This is a genomic window from Desulfatibacillum aliphaticivorans DSM 15576, from assembly GCF_000429905.1.
Lineage (GTDB): Bacteria > Desulfobacterota > Desulfobacteria > Desulfobacterales > Desulfatibacillaceae > Desulfatibacillum > Desulfatibacillum aliphaticivorans.
Window position 1 is genome coordinate 92,970 of record NZ_AUCT01000006.1, and the last position, 15,250, is coordinate 108,219.

General features: G+C 54.6%; 12 protein-coding genes. 3 read left to right on the plus strand and 9 right to left on the minus strand.

Annotation, left to right across the window (positions count from 1 at the left end):
- Window positions 1-80: 80 nt before the first annotated feature.
- From G491_RS0106665 to G491_RS0106680, 4 genes are all read right to left on the minus strand, one after another.
- A complete protein-coding gene (locus G491_RS0106665) occupies window positions 81-2,138 on the minus strand; it encodes a protein kinase family protein (RefSeq protein ID WP_028314020.1) in 2,058 nt (685 codons plus the stop codon).
- An 86-nt stretch (window positions 2,139-2,224) separates the two neighbouring features.
- On the minus strand, window positions 2,225-3,115 hold the full coding sequence (nadC, locus tag G491_RS0106670) for a carboxylating nicotinate-nucleotide diphosphorylase (RefSeq protein ID WP_211239135.1): 891 nt from the start codon (window positions 3,113-3,115) through the stop codon (window positions 2,225-2,227).
- Complete coding sequence (locus G491_RS0106675) at window positions 3,099-5,765, minus strand: valine--tRNA ligase (RefSeq protein ID WP_028314022.1); 2,667 nt, start codon at window positions 5,763-5,765, stop codon at window positions 3,099-3,101. The genes nadC and G491_RS0106675 overlap by 17 nt, the downstream gene beginning before the upstream one ends.
- 131 nt (window positions 5,766-5,896) lie before the next feature.
- A complete protein-coding gene (locus G491_RS0106680; RefSeq protein ID WP_012609645.1) occupies window positions 5,897-6,265 on the minus strand; it encodes a hypothetical protein in 369 nt (122 codons plus the stop codon).
- 279 nt (window positions 6,266-6,544) lie between these two features.
- On the opposite strand from G491_RS0106680, the gene G491_RS0106685 reads away from it, so the two are divergent.
- Window positions 6,545-7,318, plus strand: a complete 774-nt coding sequence (locus tag G491_RS0106685) for an RsmE family RNA methyltransferase (RefSeq protein WP_035218026.1) — start codon at window positions 6,545-6,547, stop codon at window positions 7,316-7,318.
- A 166-nt stretch (window positions 7,319-7,484) separates the two neighbouring features.
- Here the strand turns inward: G491_RS0106685 and G491_RS0106690 are convergent, their stop codons facing one another.
- The 4 genes from G491_RS0106690 to G491_RS0106705 all read right to left on the minus strand — a co-directional run bounded on the left by G491_RS0106690 (window position 7,485) and on the right by G491_RS0106705 (window position 11,141).
- Window positions 7,485-7,685: a cold-shock protein gene (locus tag G491_RS0106690; protein ID WP_012609647.1), complete on the minus strand. Its 201-nt coding sequence runs from the start codon at window positions 7,683-7,685 to the stop codon at window positions 7,485-7,487.
- 300 nt (window positions 7,686-7,985) lie between these two features.
- Window positions 7,986-8,186 carry a cold-shock protein gene (locus G491_RS0106695; protein ID WP_012609648.1) on the minus strand — a complete coding sequence of 67 codons (201 nt, stop codon included), beginning with the start codon at window positions 8,184-8,186 and terminating at the stop codon, window positions 7,986-7,988.
- A gap of 551 nt (window positions 8,187-8,737) precedes the next feature.
- Window positions 8,738-10,642, minus strand: a complete 1,905-nt coding sequence (locus tag G491_RS33480) for a cache domain-containing protein (protein ID WP_051327080.1) — start codon at window positions 10,640-10,642, stop codon at window positions 8,738-8,740.
- Between the two features lie 55 nt (window positions 10,643-10,697).
- On the minus strand, window positions 10,698-11,141 hold the full coding sequence (locus G491_RS0106705; RefSeq protein ID WP_028314024.1) for a zinc ribbon domain-containing protein: 444 nt from the start codon (window positions 11,139-11,141) through the stop codon (window positions 10,698-10,700).
- A 244-nt stretch (window positions 11,142-11,385) separates the two neighbouring features.
- Here G491_RS0106705 and G491_RS0106710 point away from each other — a divergent pair, with 244 nt between their 5' ends.
- Window positions 11,386-12,555 (plus strand): M24 family metallopeptidase, encoded by a 1,170-nt coding sequence (locus G491_RS0106710; RefSeq protein ID WP_028314025.1) that lies wholly within the window; start codon window positions 11,386-11,388, stop codon window positions 12,553-12,555.
- Here the strand turns inward: G491_RS0106710 and G491_RS35365 are convergent.
- Window positions 12,521-12,760 (minus strand): hypothetical protein, encoded by a 240-nt coding sequence (locus tag G491_RS35365; RefSeq protein WP_157468061.1) that lies wholly within the window; start codon window positions 12,758-12,760, stop codon window positions 12,521-12,523. The two genes, G491_RS0106710 and G491_RS35365, sit on opposite strands and share 35 nt — an antisense overlap.
- Before the next feature lie 244 nt (window positions 12,761-13,004).
- On the opposite strand from G491_RS35365, the gene G491_RS0106715 reads away from it, so the two are divergent.
- Complete coding sequence (locus G491_RS0106715) at window positions 13,005-15,230, plus strand: dynamin family protein (RefSeq protein ID WP_028314026.1); 2,226 nt, start codon at window positions 13,005-13,007, stop codon at window positions 15,228-15,230.
- Window positions 15,231-15,250: the final 20 nt, after the last annotated feature.

A 15,250-nucleotide genomic window follows, 5' to 3' on the forward strand; every position in this document is an offset into this window, starting at 1 on the left:
CTTATTGACGTCAAACATGCGTCGCAAACAGACCGAAAATTATGCAATAAACCTTCCAGAAGGGTTGGTTGGGGCGGGGACTATATGCTTGCATGCTCGTAGGTGGCGTCTTTGCCAGTCAGGCCGAAGGCGCCTACGTCGCCGCCCGTAAGGTCCGGCCAGTCCGGCTTATGCATGGTGACGATGAGAGCGTCAAACAGGATGCCCATAATCTCAAAAACCGAAAAGGTAGGCGTCGGCTTGGCAAGCTGCTTCTGGGCCCATGCCAGACGAGCGAGGTGGTTTTTCATTCGCTCCAGATCACCGAATAGCTTAAGCGCCTGGCGCTTGACCCTGGTTTGAGCTGCATTGCCGTCCGGAGTATTTGCAAGCCGTACTTTTTGCTGATTCAGGCTTTTGGCTGAAGCGGCGAAAAGTTTTTTCTTGGCGTCTTTGCTGGTGTAAATTTTTTGATTGAGTATCCTTGTTTTCAGAGCTCCAAGCACAACTTCGCTTTCAATAGCGAGCTCTTCCTGCAGCATGACCACGGCGGTTTCGTCTAATGTCACCTTCAGGGTGCGCAGCGCCTCTTCTTTTTGCTGGCGTTTGGCGTCAAACTCCGCCATGGCCGACTGCCAGAACAGTTTGCTTGTTTCCTTGATCAGGTCGAGAGGGGTTTTTCCCTTGGGCGCCTGGCTGAACATCTTGGGCAGCTTGGGCAGGATCTTGCCTGTTTTGGGAAACAAGGTTTTGCCCGTGGCGACGCGATAGATCATGCCCAAGGTGGCTTGCCAATCCTGGTAATGGAGCATGCGGCCCACGTCGCCCCAGGCCAGTGCAATGATTTCATTGGCGAAAAGGTGGCTTGGAGTCGCGTAATTGGGAGTGCCTCCCAAAAGCGGCTGCTCCATGGAGCCGGGCTCGCCGCCCGAAAAATCAGCGGCGGTTTCCACGTCGATGAGGCCGATATTATATTCCCCGGCGTTGGTTAAAAAATAAGGGTAATTGTCGGGGTTGCCGGCCACCAGCAGGTTGTCCGGCTTCAAGTCCCTGATGGACACCTTGGAGGTGCGGAGCCAAGCGAGAAGCTCCAGGAGGTTGATGATGATGGTTTCCATCTGGGGCTTGTTCCGGAAAAACATTTTTTCCCTGATGTATTCCTTGATCATTTTCCGGTAAGCGTTGACCGTGGAAGCCTCTTCCTCCATCAATTCCTGCAGGGCTTTGTTCAGATCGTCCAGAATTTTGGCATTGCCGTCCGCATCCTCCGCCTTGACGGTTCTTGCCGCCAGATGAATGAGAAACCAGTTGCGTATCCGGTAATCCTGGACCGCATTGGCCAGCTTATGCCGGATCAGGACGGCGCTGGCAGCGGTGCGGCATTTGCCGTATAGGTGCTGGAGGTCTTCGCAAAGGGATGCGAACTGGTATCCGTAACGGCCTTCAAAATCGTCGATTTCCCAAATCAGATCATGGTGGCCTAAAATTTCCTGGGCGTTTTTGTCTTTGTCGCCCTGCATTTTAGCCACGATGCCTCCCAGGAAGTAATATTTCGCCAGATCCATAAAATAGACGAAAGACCCGTTGATTTTCAGGAATTCCTGAGTCCGGGGATCCTCCATGAGCCATTTGATGTAGACCTCCTCAAGCTGCATGGGGGAAAGGTCTTCCGTGTCGTCAAAGGTGCGGATCATTTTCAGGATAACGGAAACTTTGGGGACGATGCATTCTCTTGGCGCCAGGCGGTCCACGATTTTGGCGTCCCGGCGTATGCTTTCGATATATTCCTGAAGATTGTTCTGCTCCATGGGAGGGATTTTGAGGACCATGTGCACGTCGTAGATGACGAAAAAGCACTTGCTGCGGCTGCCCGTGTCCTCGCCCAGGGGCGTGATGGTCATGCGCCGGGTGTGGACGTCTTCTCCGATTCTTACCTTGAGTTCATACAGGGATTCCGGGCCGTGGGCGTCCGAGTCGAGAACCGTGTATTTTCCCATGCAGGACGGCGGGGCGCCTATCTGCTTTCTGTACAGGTTCAAAAAGAAATTGACGACATCGAGTTTAGTGGTTTCAGGACGAGGCTTGTCCGATTGCTTGGGAGAAGACGTGTTGTTATCTTCTTCAAGAATGATGGTTTTTGTCTTTTCGACCTGGAACATGGATCACTCGACTTTTTTTCAGGCGCCGGCGTTGAAGGACGGCGCAATCCCGGGTCAGGGTAGCTCGTAAGCGGTCTCTTGTAACTTTATACCGTAATTTTCATGCTGATGTCCACAGCTCGTGCGCCGTGGGTCAGAGCCCCGCACGACAGGATGTTGACGCCTGTCCGGGCCATCGTGCGGATGGTCTCTTTTTTTATGCCTCCGGAAACCTCCACCAGGGCCTTTCCCGCTATCAATTGCACGGCCTGACTGATTTGGTCCGGGTTCATATTATCCAACATAATTACGTCCGCTTTTGCGTCAAGCGCTTCCCGCACTTCATTCATGGAAGCCGCCTCCACCTCGATGCGAACCATATGAGGAGCGCCTTTACGAGCCAGGCCTACCGCCTGGGTGATCCCGCCCGCCGCCACGATGTGGTTGTCTTTGATCAGCACGCCGTCAAAAAGCCCCATACGGTGGTTGGATGCGCCGCCGACTCTCACGGCGTATTTTTCCAACAGCCTCCAGCCCGGGGTGGTTTTTCTGGTGTCCACCAGTTTCACGTCCAGGCCCTTGGCCTCCTGCACGTGGGCATGGGTGTGGGTGGCGATTCCGCAAAGCCTTTGGAGAAAGTTGAGGGCGGTCCTTTCGCCCCACAGCAGGGGGCGCAGCCTGCCCGAAAGCCTGGCCATAATATCCCCGGGCCTGGCGCGGACGCCGTCGGGAGTCAGGACTTCGATCTTGATTTCCGGGTCTACGGCGTCGAAGACAATGCGCACCATGTCCATGCCCGCCACCAGGAGGTTTTCCTTGGCTTTGATAACGGCTTCGCCCTTGCGATCCGGCGGCACGATGGGATCGGTGGTGATGTCTCCTGTGGCCAAGTCCTCTTCCAGGGCGAGGGCTACAAGCCTTTTGACAATGCCGGAGACTTCCAGCCCCGGACGCCATGCGTCCGGGGCCGGAGCGGAATTGTTATCCTTGGTCGCCATGAATTTCGCGCACCTTTTCCAGGTTCGATTCCAGGTGTTCCCGTTTTTCCGTCATTTCAGACTGCTGTCCGCGGACCTTTTCAACGACGTTGTCGGGCGCCTTGGCCAGGAAATCCTCGTTATTGAGCTTTTTGTCCAGCTTCACCAATTCCTTGGTGAGTTTGGCGATTTCCTTTTCCAGACGGGCCTCTTCCTTGTCCAGGTCGATGACGCCTTCCAAAAGGACGTACACGGAGGCTCCGTCCACAACCGCCGTAGCCGCGCCCTTGGGCCTTTTGCCTCCCACTTCCAGGGAGGACAGCCGCGCCAGGTTGGACACCAGGCCGCTTTCCCGAGCCAGGGCTTCCTTGGCGAAATCGTCGGTGGGCTCGATAATGGCGGCCAGGGCCTGGTTGGGCGGAATGTTCATCTCGCCGCGGATATTCCTCACCGCGGTGACGACCGCCATGACCAGCTCCATTTCCCTTTCCGCCTCCTTATCCGGACCCAGGCCGACGGCTTCGTCAACAGCGGCGGGGTAGGGGGCTTTCATGATGGAGCCTTCGGCCCCCGGCATATGATGCCAGATTTCCTCGGTCACAAAGGGGATGAAGGGATGCAGCAGCACGATGGCGTCCTTCAACACCCTTTGCAGGGTCGCCACGGTGGCGTTGCGGTCCTCTTGCGCGCCCTCTCTGTACAAGATGGGCTTGATGGCTTCCAGATACCAGTCGCAGAACTCATGCCACACGAACTTATAAAGAATGTTGGCGGCTTCGTTGAACTGATAGGCTTCCAGGCTTTCCTCCACCTGCAGGATGACCTGGTTCAGGCGGGAAAGAATCCAGCGGTCCGGAATGGCCGTGGACTTGGAGGCCTTGGCGGCGGCGTCCGGGTTGTTTTCCACGTTGGTCAAGGTGAAGCGGGCGGCGTTCCACAATTTATTGATGAAGTGCCTGTAGCCTTCAATCCGCTTGACCGACAGCTTGATGTCCCGGCCCATGGCCGCAAAAGAAGCCAGGGTGAAGCGGAATGCGTCCGTGCCCTGGGATTCAATGACTTCCAGGGGATCGATAACGTTCCCCTTGGACTTGCTCATTTTCTTGCCTTCTTCGTCCCGGACCAGGGCGTGGATGTACACGTCCTTGAAGGGCACGTCATCCATAAATTGGAGGCCCATCATCATCATGCGGGCGACCCAGAAAAACAGGATGTCGAATCCCGTGATAAGCACCGACGTGGGATAATAGGCTTTAAGCAGTTGGGTCTGATCCGGCCAGCCCATGGTGGAGAAAGGCCACAGCGCCGAGCTGAACCAGGTGTCCAGCACGTCGGATTCCTGCTCCAGATTGGTGGATCCGCAGGTGCACTTGTCCGGATCTTCCATGCGGACCATGATTTCGCCGCAGTCCTGGCAGGTCCAGGCCGGAATTCTGTGTCCCCACCAAATCTGGCGGGAAATGCACCAGTCCCGGATGTTGTACAGCCATTCAAAATAGGTTTTTTCCCACACTTCGGGCACGATCCGGGTCTTTTTGGTTTCCACGGCTTTGATGGCTTTTTCAGCCAGGGGGCCGGCCTTTACGAACCACTGCTTGCTCAGGTTGGGCTCCACCGTGGTCTTGCAGCGGTAGCACTGGCCCACGCCGTGGTCGTGGGACTCGACCTTTTTCAAAAGCCCCATTTCGTCCAATTTGGCCACGATGGCCTTGCGGCACTCGAAGCGCTCCATGCCTTCGAACTCGCCGGCTTCGGCGGTCATGCAGCCGTCTTCCCCGATGACCTTGACCCTTGGCAGGTCGTGGCGCAGGCCGATTTCAAAGTCGTTTACGTCGTGGGCCGGAGTGACCTTCAGGGCGCCGGTTCCGAACTTCAGGTCCACGTAGGAGTCCCGCACGATGGGGATTTCCCGGTTCATGATGGGCAGCATGACCTTTTCGGCGGTCAGGTCGGCGTAGCGTTCGTCTTCCGGGTTGATGGCCACGGCCGTGTCGCCCAGCATGGTTTCGGGCCGGGTGGTGGCCACGATCAGCCCGCCCTCCTGATCCACGAAGGGATACAGGATTTGGTAGAGCTTGCCGTCAGTTTGTTCGTGTTCCACTTCCAGGTCGGCCAGGGCGGTGTGGCACCGGGGGCACCAGTTAATAATATAATCGCCCCGGTAGATCAGGCCCTGGTCGTAAAGGTCAACGAAAACCTTGCGGACGGCCCTGGACAGGCCTTCGTCCATGGTGAACCGCTCCCGGTCCCAGTCGCAGGAGGCGCCCAGGCGCTTGAGCTGGTTGATGATGGCGCCGCCGTATTGCTTGCGCCATTCCCATACTCTTTCGATAAAGGCCTCCCTGCCTACCTGATGCCTGTCCGTGCCTTCCGAGGCCAGCTGCCGCTCCACCACGTTCTGGGTGGCGATGCCTGCATGGTCGGTTCCCGGCATCCACAGGACGTTGTCTCCTTTTGAGCGGCGGTACCGGCACAGAATATCCTGCAAGGTAACGTTCAGTGCATGGCCCATGTGGAGTACGCCGGTTACGTTGGGCGGAGGAATGACGATGGAGTATGTGTTGTCTCCGCCTTCTTCCTTGGCGGCGAAAAGTCCTTCCGACTCCCAGAATGCGTACCAGTGCGCCTCCACGTCGTGGGGCTCATAGCCTTTATCGAGTTTGGAATCCATGATGTGTTCAGTCTCCTGCAATTTGCAGCTAATGCTTTGAATTTGCTAATATATTAGCTGCCCTTAAACGTGAAAAAGGGGATCAATCGCTCAATCCCCAGTCCATGAAACTAGTAGGAATTTAAAAAGCGTTAGTCACGCTTCTGTTGAAGCCTTCTTAATTCCTTGGCTACAGCCTGTTCCACAGCGACCGTGATTATGCGATCTATCTTTTGGGATACAAGCTGACGTACTGCGGCGGCTACATTAGCGCCTACAGTATAAGGGTCCAAATACCCGTAATCATCCGAATCCAAATCAGAGGAGTCGAATGCTTCCGATTCCATGATTCCTTCGGGGTCGCTCAAAAGGACGTCGTCCGAATTGGACAGGTCCGATTCCAGGTCGATGCCGATAGCGCCCATAAGGTCGTCGTCGCCTGCAGCGCCGAAAGCTCCGGATCCGTTTGAGTCGTCGTTTGTGGTGCGATTGTCCTTAGAAGGGGCGTAGCTGTCTTCCATAGGCCTCTCTCCGTAGGTTCTTGGCGGATATGACAACAATTTTCGGAACCTTAGCAAGAAGAACAGTCTGTGTCAAGCCAATTAACGCCCTATACGACCCGATCCTGCCTTTCCCTTGATGCTCTAATTCCCTTATGTTATTAAGGAAATATAAATCGAGCACGGGCGCATCCGAAGGCCGGCGGACCGCCGTCCACGGCTTTGGACGACGAGTCGTCCTTTTAATTATAAATTTTACGTGATGTCAATGATTGCCTTGGAAAAACAGGAGAAAACGCCATGGCGGAAACCAGACGCTTTTATATAGAGCCGGAGCAGATAACGGGCGACAGGGCTTTCATTACGGGCCAGGACGCAAAGCATGCCAAAAAAGTCCTCAGGCTGGCGAAGGGGGATCCCGTCGTTCTCCTGGACAACAGCGGCCTGGAATATATGGGGGTGATATTGTCCGCGGGGGCCAGGGACATGGAGGTGGAAATACAGGACAGGCGGTTAGGCGCCACGGAAAGCCCTCTAAAGATCGACCTTGCCATGGCCATGATCAAGACCAGCAAGATGGACAAGCTGCTAAAGGGGGTTACCGAACTTGGAATGCACGGCTGGCGCCCCTTTTACGCGTCGCGATCCGTGCCTAAGGTCAAGGATCCCGAGGACCGGCGCGATCGCTGGAAAAAGATCGCTGCAGAAGCGGTCAAGCAGTGCGAAAGGGTGCGTTTGCCGGAGGTGCATGCGCCTGTGAGCTTTGAAGAATTGTGTGCGATTTCCGCTGAATACGATCTGGGCGTGGTTTTTTGGGAAAAATCCCGGACGCCCTTTCAGCAGGTGCTCCAATCCCGTTTAGACTCTCCCCCCAAGTCCGTGCTGGTGGTCATCGGCCCGGAAGGGGGATTTGAAGACCACGAGACGGCCCGGCTGGAAGAGTCCGGCATGGTTCACGCAGGCCTGGGGCCCCGCATACTCAGGGCGGAGACTGCGGCTTTGGCCTCTTGCGCGCTGATTCAGGCCGGTTTTGGAGACTTGGGGGGCCTGCCCAGGCTTGCCGTCCGATCCTGAGGACGCACCGCTCCTATCGGCTTGAAGGGTTTCTTGTCTTCAGCCGCGGGTTCGGCCCTAATTGTCAGCTTGAGTATAAATCGGGTCCGGGCGTGTTACAAGCACAGGTCGCCTTTCGCCTGCTCCGGCGTGTGTGCCGCTGGGTTGCCGCGCCTACCGGGAATGATCAGGATTTAATGACGTTGGTCGCCGCAGGCCCTTTTTGACCTTGCTCCACGTCAAAGGAAACCCTGTCGCCTTCCGCCAGCGTTCTAAAGCCTTTTCCTGTTATAGCGGTGTAGTGCACAAAGACGTCTCCGCCTTCTTCTTGCTCAATAAAACCATAACCCTTTGCGTCATTAAACCACTTTACCGTTCCGTTTGCCACGGGACTAACCTCCTGATTACTTGTTGATTGCACGAAAACTGGTTTTCGTGATTGAAAATCGTCGGACCATGGCCAGATGTGCGCCTCGTTCACTTGGAGCATCCGGATGCAAGCCTTTTGGAACCAGGGGAGTGGGCGGCGTCTGGAAAACGTCATATAGGTCGGGCAAACATCAAGTCCGGAAATGTTTGCAGGTTTGAGCACATCAATCGGAAGCCGTTGCGGCTTAATCGGAAAGAGGGCGCCTCCCGGGAAAGGAGGCGCCTTATTTCTCAGGCCCATGGGCCGACTGGTCTTTGGTTACAGCTTGATTACGTTAGCTGCTGCAGGGCCTTTTTGGCCTTCTTCTACGTCAAAGCTAACACGATCCCCTTCTGCAAGGGTTTTGAAGCCTGAGCCGGAAATGGCGGAATAATGAACAAACACATCCCCACCTTCTTCACGTTCGATAAAACCATAACCCTTGGAGTCATTAAACCATTTTACTGTTCCGTTTGCCAAAGTACTGACCTCCTACTGATAGTGATAATAAAATACAGTTTCGAACTCGAAGGGTGCATTTTTAAAAAAATACACGACTCCTAAGTTGAAACCAGCCCTGCGTTGCTTTTTTGCATGGGGTATAGTTCACATTAGTTGAGAGCCGATATGAAGTCAAGAAAAAAAATGCTGAAAAATGGGAGTTTAATACTTTTTCGTGAAAAAAAATGAATAAGGAAGTCCGTTTCTATGTCTCGGATATAATAGCATTCCCTGAATACACAATCGTGAAAAAACCACCCCCTCATACCGACCGCGGCCTGCGAAAGCGGACGCGAAACCCAGAGCGGGGCAAGGCGTATAACGCCAAACGTCAATATAGTTCATAAAATCCGTTCTGCTTTCCTGTTTCCGGCATTTCAAAGCCTCCGCAGTCGTCCGTGTACGAATTTTTTGCAACCAACAGAAGATATTTATAATCGCTTATTCAGCATTTATTTGGATTTGGCTGCATTTTTCGAACGATTGAAACAGCCCTTTTTCAGAGACTATGGTCTTTGAGCTTGCACATCTTACATGACGGATAACGGCAGGCGGATGGTGAACCTGGCGCCTAGCCCGGGTTGTGAGCTGACTTCCATGCGTCCCTGATGGGCTTCCGTGATGATGAAATACGAAACGGACAACCCCAGCCCCGTTCCTATGCCCGTGGGTTTGGTGGTGAAAAACGGCTCAAAAACCCGTTTGCAGACCGCTTCGTCCATGCCGGGTCCGTTGTCCTGGATCTCCACACAGGCCATGCCGCCTTGCTTGCTGAGCCGCAAAATAATTTTCGGCTGCTTGCCGGAGTCCTGAGCGTCCTGCATGGCGTAGGCGGCGTTTTGAAGCACATTAAGCAGCACCTGCTGAATTTGGGGCCTGTCGCAAGGAACGGGAGGAACTCCAGGATCGTACTCCTTAAGGATTTTTATGGAACGAAAATCATATCTTTTCTTTAAGTCGTAATCCGTCAAGGCCAGCTCCAGGGTGGAATCCAGGAGCTCCGCCAGGTCCTCGTGAGTCGTCTGAGCGCTTCCCTTCCGGGCGAAGCTCAGCATATTTTCCACGATTTTGGCGGCCCTCACCCCGGAGGATTGTATGGCCTCGATCATTTTCGGAATGCCCCGGTCCTCCATAAATTGGTGTATGGCTTCCATGGTGGTTCCGGCGCGTTCCGCAGCTTGCCGGTTTGCCGGGACGTCTTTCCCTGTCAAGCGGGTGGACACGACCTCCGCCATTTGCATCATGCCGGCAAGAGGATTGTTGATTTCATGCGCCATGCCCGCTGCGAGGCCTCCGACGGAGAGCATTTTTTCCGATTGAACGACCAACTCCTCCAGTTGAACTTTTGAGGTTACGTTATCGACGCGAATGACGGCGCCTTCCATACCTTCGGAAATCAAGGGGTATATGGTGAAATCTTCATATTCAAACTGGTTGTCTCCCTGGAATTTCTTCTCTCTGTGTTGGACGATTTCCCGATTGTGGATGCTGTCTGAAATTTTTTCCCAGAGGGCGGAGTCGGCGGGGTATACTTTTTTAAGATCCCGTCCAAGCGCCTCTTCCTCTTTGACGCCGGTGACCTTTTCAGCATGCTGGTTCCACTGAGTCACCTTGCCTGTTCCGTCCACTCCAATGAGCACCGACGGCATGGAGTTGATGATGTCTCCCAGATAGTTCTTGAGCGTCCTGAGTTCCTTTTCCGAATTCTGGCGGATATGCACTTCATTTACAAGAAGTCGGTTTTTTACGACAATTTCACTGACGGCCATAAGGCACAGGGCCAGCAGAAGCAAAACCAGCATGGTTTCCAGGATAAGCGTCTTCCATCGGAAATCCGCTTGCTCCTTTCGGATGTCCTCCATGTACCGGCCGACGCCTATGTAGCATTCCAGTTCTTTGACGCCCATAACAAACGAGATTTTTTCTTCAGGCGCGTCGCTGCCCGGCGGCATATAAAAATAGCGGAGAAAACCGCCTTCCGGTTTGTTTTTGGCCGTTTTGACCAACTCCCGGATGATGTACACGCCATGGCTGTCTTTCAGATCCCACTGGTTGGTCATCTCTTTGCTCGGCTCAAAGGGCTGAACCAGCATGGTCCCGTCATAGGCGCTCATGAAGACATAATTGTTTCCATGGCATTCCGTAAAGGTCATTCGGCGGACAAGGTTCCTGATTTCCGCAATGCCCGCCTCGCGGGAAATATCTCCTGAACGGCATCTGGCGGCGATGGGCTCGACGGCGTTCCGGGCGATTTCCACCAGCTGCTTCATTTGGTCCAGGCGCTGGCTTTCGATTACCTTTACATGTTGCCTGCTCACATAGTCGAACAGGCCTATAAATGCGGCAAGAAGGATGAGGGAAAGGATTATGACCTTGAAGACGGGTTTTTTTCGAAAGATCATCTGGGCGGAAGTATGATTGAATGTATCGTTCATTAACCTGGGGCCACCTGCTCCTGTTCCGACCTGCCTGGAATGCCTGTTTTGTCGATTATTGTATCTTCGCTCCGCATTCGGTGCAAAAATTGTCGGAAGGATCAAGAGACGTCCCGCATGCATTGCAGCGGCGGCCGACGCCCTTAAGCAATGCTTTCGTTTGGGCGAGCATCCTGTTGATTTGATCCTGGGTAAGTTTCAACTGTTGGGCGAAGTGGAGGATTTCCTTTTTTTCCTCCGTAGCCAGGGTGTTGTCGGCCATGGAAACCAATAGCATGTCCTCCAGGTTTCGCACCTGGTCCGAAAACCGCCCGGCCGGCGTGATTTGATAATTCCCGCCGTGAACCAGAGCGACAGCCTGTTCCAGCAAAGCATCATCCGCGCCCAATTCCAGGCGCACCCTTTCCACAATTTCCTGCTCTTGAAGCGTGAACTTGTTGTCCGAGCCCGCAATCATTAATACATTGGCAAGGCAGGCCACTACGTCGTTTTCGTTCATCGGGGACTGCTCCTTTAGTAAATTTGGATAAATTTATACCATGGCCGTTTTTGCATGGCAAGAAAACCAAAATTCAAAAAAGGCGCCAAAGGGACCGGTTCAGCCATGTTCCATTAAATGAGGACGGAAATAAAAGCCCCATTTTAGATTAGGAGCAAAATATTGCCTGGCGAGATGGAAGATGGTAATAAGGCCCAAGGTCTTGGATCCATCCTTTCTCCCCCATTGCACAAGGAGTATTATCATGAATATTCAGGTCAACTATTCCAACCGCATCAAAAGAATGATCGAGCAAATGCAGGCCCTGGGCATTGACGCACTAATAGGCACCCGCATGGTGAGCGTTACTTTTACCGCAGGAGCCTTCGCGCCCTGGAGGGGCGCCGTGATCGTCACCCGAGACGGATATGTGGGCCTGATTAATTTCATGATCGATCAGGAGCGGGTCAAGGCGGAGTCCTGGCTGGACGAGATCATCGCCTACGCCCCCATTCCCGGCATGGATATGCCTGACATGGTGGTCTATAAAATCAAGGAACTGGGCCTGGAAAAAGGCGTCCTGGGGGTGGAACTGGGCCATTCCCCCAGGGGAAACACAGGCTATTTGACCTCCACCGAGTACGACCTGTTCAAGGAAGGCCTGCCCGAAGCGACCTTTGTGAACGCCCTGGACGTGGTGGACAAGGCCGGATACGTAAAAGATCCCGAGGAAATCGTCCTGATGCGTCAGGCCACGGCCATGGCGGACAGCGCCATTGAAGAAGTCCGCAAGGCGCTTTGCGTAGGCATGACCGAAGCCGAAGCCGTGGGAATCGGAGAAATGGAGCTTCGCAGGCTTGGCAGCGAATACCATTGGGCCGTGACCGGCTCCACCGAGGCGGCTTCGGGCTACCGCTCCTGCTACCATATGTGCGGCACCACTCAGCCTACGGACAAAATCCTCCAGGCCGGGGACAACATGATCGTGGATTTCCACCCCACGTACCGCACTTTCATGTCCGACCTCTCCCATAACTACCTTTTGGGAAAGCCTAATCCTGAGCAGCAAAAGCTGGCCGACGCCTATCTGCGGGCCGCCGAAACCCTGGTAACCAATTTAAAAGCCGGAAACACCATCGGAACGGTTTGGCACGCCGTAAACGACAGCCTGACTAAGGACGGATACATCCAGTACACGGTGCCGTTTTTCGGCCATGGCCTGGGCGTGCTGGGCCATGAGTGGTATCCGCCCATCGGCAACGCTGAGCCCTATACGGAAATCGTCTTGGAGGAAAATGTCGTGGAAGTGGGCTTTTTGTCCATCACCGTGCCCGGAGTCGGCGGCATGCGCCTGGAATGCCCCATCCGGGTGACGTCAACGGGCGGGGAAATGCTCAGCGCTACGCCTTTGGCCATGACCGTGGTGGACATTTAGTCATTTTTATCCGGCTTTTGCTCAGGCGAACCGCCTCGTCCAGAACAAATTTGACTATCTCGTCCAAAGGCGCTTCGGTCATGGCGCTCAGGTCCACCAGGGTTTTCAGGCGGGATTCTTCAAAAGACTGTTCTTCCTCGTCTCTCTGGGATATAGAGCTGAAATAAAACAGGAAAAGTGTGAAAAGGCACAGTACTGTCGTCAAAACGGCCCCGAGGCGCAAGCCGCTTGATGAGGCCAGGATGGGTAAAAAAATGGCGCCCCATTAACGCGGTTTTTTTCCGTTTTGTGCGTCCGGTTTTTCCTTTGCCGCCCTTGCTAAAGATCCTTATTCATGCCATATTTATATGTTAATCGAGGATATGGGGAGACGTCATCGGATGGAATTCATTTTTCCGGCGGCCCTGATCCTTAAATTTTGATTTTAAGAGGTTGTGGAAAGAGCTTCCATGGATTCTTTTGATACTGCAAAACAGGCCCTTGTCGAAGCCGGGCGAGATCTGGACGCGCTGTTTGAAACAGCGGTCACTTTGCCGGGCGTATCCACCAATCCTTTTGAAAGCTGGCGGCAGACCCTGGACGCCATGAAAGCCCAGATGGCCGAAGGCGTGCTTCGGGTGGCTGTGGTGGGTTCCATCAAGTCGGGGAAAAGCACCTTTGTAAACTCTTTTTTCGGCGGCGATTACGTCAAGCGCGGCGCCGGGGTGGTCACGTGCATTGTCACGCGGATCAGGCACGGTCAGGACCTTGCCGCCACCTTGTACCTGAAGACCTGGGACGAGGTGAACGCGGAGATCGAGCAGGCCATGGTGTTGTTTCCCTCCTTTGATTGGCGCGGCGCAGACGGCAAGATCGACATTCGCCGCCAGACGGACCGGGAAAAGCTGGGCCACGCCTTGGAGCTTTTAGGCGACGAGCAGTTGATCACCCAGGGAACCATCAACATGAACGCGGTGCTCATCTCCTCGTATCTCCAGGGTTTTGACAGAATAAAGGACCTCATGGACGCTCCTTCTGCGTCCAAGGAGTTCGGCGCCGGGGAATTCGCCTCCCACAAGGATTTTGTGGGCCACGAGCCCCTGGCCGTATACCTTAAGGACGTGTGCCTCAGCCTGCCCGCGGGCCAGGGCGTGGAGGATCAGGTGGAAGTGGCGGACTGCCAGGGAAGCGACTCCCCCAATCCCCTGCATCTGGCCATGATCGAGGACTACCTTTTAAAAACCCATTTCATCATTTACGTGATTTCCAGCCGGACCGGCGTGCGTCAGGCGGACATACGGTTTTTGTCGCTCATTAAAAAAATGGGGTTGGCCTCCAACATCTATTTTGTCATCAATTGCGATTTTTCCGAGCACGAAAGCGTGGCCGACCTGCGGTCTTTGCTGGAGCGCATCACGGGCGAAATCGCCCTGTTGCGGCCCGATCCCGAGGTCTTTTGCTTTTCTTCATTGTTCAACCTGTTTTCCGGCATTAAGGACGAGTTGAACGACAAGGACCTGGCCCGACTGAATCAGTGGGAGCTGGACTCGGACATGCGCAAGTTTTCCGACTACGAAAGCAAGCGCTTTTTGGATATCCTGGACCAAAGGCTTACCCACGACCGCATGGCCCTGCTTTTGAAAAGCCACGTGGACCGGGCGTCCATGATGGCTTCCGGAGTAGGGGACTGGATCAATATCACCAGGGATTTCGTATCCCAGGACGCTGGCCGGGCCGAAGAGCTGGTGCGCCAGATGGCTGTTGAAAAGGAAGGCGTGGACCGGATTCGGGCCATGGTGAAAAACACCCTGGACGGCGCCCTGCGTCAGGCCAGGCTGGAAGTGGGGCAGGACGTGGACCGGTTTTTCGATCCCAACATGGGGCCCGCCGTCACGGATTTGTGGGAGTTTATCAATCAGTATCAGGCTCCCCTGCCGGAAACTTCGCCCGGCAGCTTCACCAACGCCGTGTACTCGGTCTTTTCGGATTTGAAGCGCGCCGTGGACCGGCATATGGCCGAGCAGTTGAACCCGGCCGTGGCCAGGTTCGTCAAGGACGAGGAGGCAAAGATCGGCCGGTTGGTGAACGACATCGCCCGCCCCTATGGAACCATGGTGGACGGCGCCCTGAGCCGGTATGAGAAAACCCTGGGGGAAATGGGCATTGTTTTGGCTGACCAGAAAATGAGCGCCCCGGATCAATTGGACGTAAGCCGGGTTCGCAGGCTGGCGGGCTTGCAGGTTCCCGGTCTGACTGCGGCCATGCGGTATTCGGCCCGGGTGAGGACCGAGGCGATCATGCGGAAAAGCGCCTACAGCGCCGGGTCTTTTCTCAAGCGGATTTTCAACAAGGAGTCCAAGCCTCTGGATCGGAACGATTCCAAAGCCATTGCCCACGCTCTGGCTCGGATGAAGGAGGAAACCCGGAAATCCTTGGAGGAGCATTTCATGGATTTCAGGGAGAACCTGAAGTTTCAGTACATGTTTAAACTCCTGGATCTTTCCGCCGTCACCCTGCAGGAAGACCTTTCGGACCGTCTGAAGATTTTTGTGGAAGGCATGGACCAAAGCGCAGGGCTGGTGAACGAAACCCAGGCCGCTAAAGAGCAGGCCCGGGAGATTCTCGCTTCCATGGAGACGCGAAGAAAGGAAATCGCCGATAAACTGGCCTCGGCCGGCAAGCTGACAGGCCTGTAATTTAAACATAATGTTTAACT